Origin of the sequence: Bradyrhizobium sp. (genome assembly GCF_035273305.1) — a bacterium.
Lineage (GTDB): Bacteria > Pseudomonadota > Alphaproteobacteria > Rhizobiales > Xanthobacteraceae > Bradyrhizobium.
The window spans coordinates 1-3,714 of the sequence record NZ_DATEPI010000048.1; the positions used below are offsets into that span (position 1 = coordinate 1).

Below are 3,714 nucleotides of genomic sequence, written 5' to 3' on the forward strand. Positions count from 1 at the left end.
AGTCGGCCGATCACATGGCCTTCTACGATCACTTCGCCGGTCTTGCCGATTTCCGTATTCAACATCGTGTTTTCCCGCAGGCGGCGCATCAATACACTGGTCCGACGGTCAACGAAACGCTCCGTGAGGCGTTCATGCAGCGCGTCGGACAATTTATTTTCGACCTCGCGCGTAATCCCCTGCCAATGTTCGGGATCGGCGAGCCAATCGGGGCGGTTGGCCACGAAGGTCCAAGTGCGGATTTGCGCGATCCGGCCCGACAGCGTGTCGATATCGCCGTCAATGCGATCGGCTTGATCGACCTGGGCGGCGAACCACGCATCCGGTATCCGGCCTTTCTTCATCAGGAAATCGAACACGGTCGTCACCAGTTCGGCGTGCGCGGCCGGCGCGATCTTGCGATAATCCGGAATCTGGCAGGCGTCCCACAGCTGCTCCACCGCGGCCGCGCCATGCGCCATCTCGCGTACCTCGGCGTCGCGAGCGGCGTGATCGAGCACGCGCAGGTCTTCAGCGATCGGCGCGCGGGTCAGCGCGTCATGGCCGGGCGCCAGCGCCAGCGCTACCTGCAGCGCGCCGAGCGAGGAAAAATCCAGCTTCGAATTGCGCCACTGCAGCACCTTGACGCTCTCGAACGTGTGATTCTGTAGCGCGTTCACCAATTCGGGCTCGAACGGCGCGCATCGGCCGGTGGTGCCGAAGGTACCATCACGGGTGGCGCGTCCGGCGCGGCCGGCGATCTGCGCGAATTCGGCCGGATTGAGCCTGCGAAACTGATAGCCGTCGTATTTGCGGTCGGAGGCAAACGCGACGTGATCGACGTCGAGATTGAGCCCCATCCCGACCGCGTCGGTCGCGACCAGGTAATCGACGTCGCCATTCTGGAACATCGCCACTTGCGCATTGCGGGTGCGCGGCGATAGCGAACCGAGCACCACCGCGGCGCCGCCATGCTGCCGACGGATCAGTTCGGCGATCGCATAAACCTCGTCGGCGGAAAAGGCCACGATCGCGGTGCGCCGCGGCTGCCGGGTGATCTTGCGATCGCCGGCGAACTCAAGCTGCGACAACCGCGGCCGGGTTACGATCGAGGCGCCGGGCAAGAGCCGCTCGATGATCGGCCGCATGGTGGCCGCGCCAAGCAACAGTGTCTCGTCGCGCCCGCGCCGGTTCAGAATGCGATCGGTGAAGACGTGCCCGCGTTCCAGATCCGCCGCGATCTGGATTTCGTCGACGGCGAGAAACGAGACGTCGAGATCGCGCGGCATCGCCTCGACGGTGGATACCCAGAACCGCGCCTTCGGCGGCTTGATCTTTTCTTCGCCGGTGATGAGCGCAACCGAATCCTCGCCCGCGCGCGCGGCGATCTTGTTGTAGACCTCGCGCGCCAAAAGCCGTAGCGGCAGACCGATCACGCCGGAGGAATGCGCGAGCATCCGCTCGATCGCGAGATGGGTCTTGCCGGTGTTGGTGGGACCGAGCACCGCGGTCACACCGGCGCCGGGAGCCCGCCCATTGCTGGACGGCGAGGACGTAAAGGCCATGATCTCTAAGGTAGTTTCTGCGTCACTGGCGTTGGGCGCGTATGCCGCAATCGATGTAGCGGTTTTCCGGTCGAAAGTACGCGCTAGTTATCTGGTGTTCGTTGCAGCTGTTTCACAATGCGACGCTTCCATGGTCGCGGGTTAAGTTCTGGAACGAGTCCGGAACGAATCGCGCCCGAATCGCTGACTCCCGTAGTCTCCGGCTTCGTTCACCGCAACATCTCGCGTTCACGATCGATCCCTGGCACTAGATCAAGTTTGAGCGCGATCGACAAGGCGCGGTTTGGCAACAAAACCCTTAAGCGTTTTGGCTCGCCCGAGTCGAATCAGAATCGGCAAAGAGTCAAGCCGCCAGATGTCAAAACGTGATCTCCATTGTCCCTGCTCCGGCCGAGACCTGTCACCGATCGTCCCGGTCTGAACTGTTACCAATCATTCCGGTTGCATCGGGGGTCGTCACGCGCGGTTTCCGTGAGGGCCGGTACATCTCTCCAATCTCTCTTCAATTCGTCTTCGCTACGCGCGGGGGCGAGGCGGTCGAGATGAACTGGGTGGCCTCCAGCATCGCCAGCCCAAGCGGCGTCGGGATCTTCATCCAGAACGGCACCAGGATGCGGGTTCCCGCGATCGGCGCGAACGCGATCTCGATGTTGCGCTGGGCGGCGAGGTATTTGATGACCGGCCGATCCGGGATGTAGCCCGCGATCGGCGTGAAATAGAGCGCGCAGACCACCACCGGGCCGCGATAACCCTTCTCGGCCTTGACGCTGTCCATCCGCTTGAAATCGAGCTTGAGGTCGTAGCGCATGCGGCCGTCGAACACCGCGGCACCGGTGCGGCAGGCATCCGGGGTGAGCGGATCGGCGGTGCCGGACACGCGCAGCATCGCTCCGGTCATTGGATCGTACACGCCACGACGATGCGCGTCGGTGACGGGAATGCGGTCGGGATCGACCGGCGGCTGCGGCTCGATGCCGTATTCTTTCACATTGCCGTTCGCCAGCACGATATGAATGGACTCGGTCTTCTTCGAGGTGGTGGTGGACGCGACATAATTGGTCGCAATCAACGCGCCGCCAACCACGCGACCCTGTGCGGCGCCACTACCCGAGCCGCTGGCAAACGCCTTCAGAAGTCCCGCCGTGCCGCCGGAAACCGACGCGGAAAACTGATCGTCCGCGATATCGACGACCCAGGCGCCCTTGCCGACGGGAATGCCCGCCAGCGTCGCCTCATATTGCGCATCCAGCCTGCCTTGCGCGAAGGCTGGATGCGCCAAAACCAGCAGCGACGCCAAAGCGGCCAGGACAAGCAGCAACCGTGACGCAGGGACCAGCCGGGGCGAAATCGTGCGGATCGTGCTCACCTTAAGGGCGGTCCTGCGTTAAGCGCGTGTGAAGCATCATTTAAGCAAAAATGCCGACGAAACAACGCGCGTTCCGAAATACTGCTTGGCCGGCCTGGAACGGCGTGTCGCAAAGTCGCGGGCTCAGGCCGCACGGGAACCACGCCTGTCAACGAACAAAGGATCGTGTCGGCGGCGAATACGCCGTTTATAAGATGCGCCATCGGCTGATCCGTCAGACCGGCGCGACGAGGCCTGGGAATGCCGATCATTTCGACATTTTCGGGCTCTCGGGCGGAGGCGAAAACCCCTTGAAACTTGACGCCTCGCGCGTCAGCCCCTATACGTCCGCCGCTCCCGGATGCACCTGATTTTGAACCCCGGTTCGCCCCTTCAAGCGGGCCGAAAAGGCCGGGAATGGCAGAGGATTTGTTAGAAATGTCGCGGCGCTGCGAACTGACGGCCAAGGGCCCGCTGGTCGGCCACAAGGTCAGCCACTCCAATATCAAGACCAAGCGCCGGTTCCTGCCGAACCTGTGCAACGTCACCTTCATTTCCGACGCGCTGGGCCGCAATGTGCGCCTGCGCGTTTCCACCAATGCCATCAAGAGCGTCGACCACAATGGCGGTCTCGATGCGTTCCTGCTCAAGGCCAAGGCGGATGTGCTGTCGCCTCGCGCGCTCGAATTGAAGCGCGCGATCGAGAAAAAGACCGCGGCGCCCGCGCCGGAGAAAAAGGCGAGCTGAGGTTCGCGTCAAGCTTGAGTTGCTGGTTGAGAGTTTTGCGGCCGGGTCGAAAGACCCGGCTGTTTTGTTATGACGCAC

Annotated in this window: 3 protein-coding genes; 1 reads left to right on the plus strand and 2 read right to left on the minus strand. The window is 62.7% G+C overall.

Annotated elements, in window-relative coordinates; all coding sequences use genetic code 11:
- Positions 1 to 1,544: helicase-related protein (locus VJV58_RS03315; RefSeq protein WP_324135920.1), on the minus strand; the 1,544-nt coding region annotated here is incomplete at its 3' end.
- Between the two features lie 502 nt (positions 1,545 to 2,046).
- A complete protein-coding gene (locus tag VJV58_RS03320; RefSeq protein ID WP_324135922.1) occupies positions 2,047 to 2,850 on the minus strand; it encodes a DUF3108 domain-containing protein in 804 nt (267 codons plus the stop codon).
- 477 nt (positions 2,851 to 3,327) lie between these two features.
- Here VJV58_RS03320 and rpmB point away from each other — a divergent pair, with 477 nt between their 5' ends.
- Positions 3,328 to 3,636 (plus strand): 50S ribosomal protein L28, encoded by a 309-nt coding sequence (rpmB, locus tag VJV58_RS03325; RefSeq protein ID WP_324135921.1) that lies wholly within the window; start codon positions 3,328 to 3,330, stop codon positions 3,634 to 3,636.
- The last annotated feature ends 78 nt before the right edge of the window (positions 3,637 to 3,714 follow it).

What these genes read in the sequence shown, in the direction of transcription:
- rpmB (WP_324135921.1), top strand. Translation starts at nt 3,328, where the DNA reads ATGTCGCGGCGCTGCGAACTGACGGCCAAGGGCCCGCTGGTCGGCCAC.